Raw genomic sequence first — 706 nt, 5'->3', positions numbered from 1 at the left:
GCCAGATTCAATCCTTAAGATCGCCTCTTTCACTTCTTTGAGACCATCAATCGACAAGCGGCCTGCGCCTATCCACTCGCAGCGCGTCCAAGCTTCGCGGCGTTCATAAAAGTTGTATCGAGATCTTGGGGCAACAAGGATACGCCTGTGCAACGCTTCTTCTAACCAGTTGGCAAAGACTAAAGATGCGAATCGAGCTGCGATCACTTTCCGTTTGCCCATTGTGTAACGGAATGACTCGTTGAAACTGGCTCTTGCGCTGCTGTAGTTAACTTTTGAATAGTCTCTCGCGATTTGCTCATAGCTCATGCCAAAGCCTGAAGCTATAAAGCGAAGCATTGAAGCTTCCAAATCGGTAAAGCCATTGTTGGCGTTAGTGCTTTGAGTGAATTTAAGTTTTTCACCAGGTACTAAGTGCGGGATCCTTGCCCCGTTCATGCGTATATTTGCTGCAGAGTGGTATTCGCCCATATAAGACATCCACTTTTGCATTTGATCTGCGCCACTTTCACCACTTATAAGCTGAAACGCTTGCTCTGAGTCAAGCTCAGACTCAATAACTGCGGCGTACATCGCGTTGATGATGGCATTTTGTAGTGTTGTGTTTTGTAGCGTGCTTAAGCTCTGCATTTGCTGCATCATAGACAAAAGCAAGTTTGCACCGCGCGTTTGACCTGCTTCTATCGGCTCAAAAACATGAATAAAT

At 46.2% G+C, this 706-nt stretch carries 1 protein-coding gene; it reads right to left on the bottom strand.

Features of this window, described 5'->3' with window-relative positions; genetic code table 11:
• The coding region (locus tag N473_RS23050; RefSeq protein WP_063369857.1) for a phage portal protein at positions 1–706 on the bottom strand (706 nt) is incomplete at both ends.

This window comes from Pseudoalteromonas luteoviolacea CPMOR-1, from assembly GCF_001625685.1.
GTDB classification, from domain to species: Bacteria; Pseudomonadota; Gammaproteobacteria; order Enterobacterales; family Alteromonadaceae; genus Pseudoalteromonas; species Pseudoalteromonas luteoviolacea_K.
Note: the sequence above shows the minus strand (reverse complement) of the source record. Positions and strands in the feature narration are given on the sequence as shown.